Here is a 1,063-nt window from a genome sequence, read left to right as displayed (position 1 = left end):
GGCACGGAGTTTGCGGATGCAAACGAGTGACAGAAGGGAAATGTGGCGCAGCCCAAGCGAGGCCTTGTGCCGAAGCGCAGCGTTTCCATGCTGTTATACGCCGTTGGATAGTATTTTTATTTCGTTGTTGATATAAAAAAATAGTTCTTCATCTCTATTTCTTTTTCTAGGGATAGTGATGTTTATTGATTCTCCTGATTTTAGGAATATATTTAATCGTGAGATATCTTCAGAAATTATTTCTTTTTCAATATTGTGAATATCTGAGAAATATATTTTATTTATATCTGAAAGTTTATCTTGGGTTACAATTTTATTATTTGAAACTAATACGAATCCATTTTTTTTTCCTAAATTGTTAAAGTGAAAGAGGTATTGCATCTTTTCGTTTGGTTCTAGGATATTTAAGCTATTTATAAACTTATAGTCTGCCTTGTCAAAATCATCTTTATTGTGAATGTAGGTAATTGTGAAGAAATAGTGAAAGATTAGGTTTATAATTAGATATAATATGTAGAGACTGGAAATTCCAAGGAATAATTTGTCACGAGAATTATTAATTAATTTTAGATGGTTCAGTTTTAAGAATTGAAGATGTTTTTCAATTCCGTTGAAGAGAATAGCCAACGCTAGAACTAATTTTCCTATTAGAACAAAATTTATTCCTGAATTAAGATATTCGGTTGCAAAAGTAAATATGACGAAAGCAGCAAATGAAATTGATGAATAGATTATATTCATATATATTCCAAACGAAAGAATAAAGAGAACTATAATGGTGAGAAATTGTATGTCCTCGATATTAATTTTTCCAATGTTTAATTCGATAAGATTAATTATTAAATAATAGATTCCCAGAATTGATGGGAATAATGCAAAATAAGTATTTCTATTTTCTGTTTGTTTCATGATGTTTGGTTAAAATTTATCCAATGGCGTATAACGAACTAGTGGAGACGACGTTTCCCGACCCTGAGTCCCAACGTGACGTTAGGGACTGGCACGGAGTTTGCGGATGCAAACGAGTGACAGAAGGGAAATGTGGCGCAGCCCAAGCGAGGCC

The 1,063-nt window shown here is 32.6% G+C and carries 1 protein-coding gene; it reads right to left on the bottom strand.

The window, feature by feature from the left end:
- Positions 1-93: 93 nt before the first annotated feature.
- A complete protein-coding gene (locus JWG41_RS00820) occupies positions 94-909 on the bottom strand; it encodes a hypothetical protein (RefSeq protein WP_205268083.1) in 816 nt (271 codons plus the stop codon).
- Positions 910-1,063 lie beyond the last annotated feature (154 nt).

Origin of the sequence: Leptospira chreensis (genome assembly GCF_016919165.1) — a bacterium.
Lineage (GTDB): Bacteria > Spirochaetota > Leptospiria > Leptospirales > Leptospiraceae > Leptospira_A > Leptospira_A chreensis.
The sequence above is the reverse complement of the archived record's forward strand: the minus strand, read 5'-3'. Positions and strand labels throughout refer to the sequence as shown.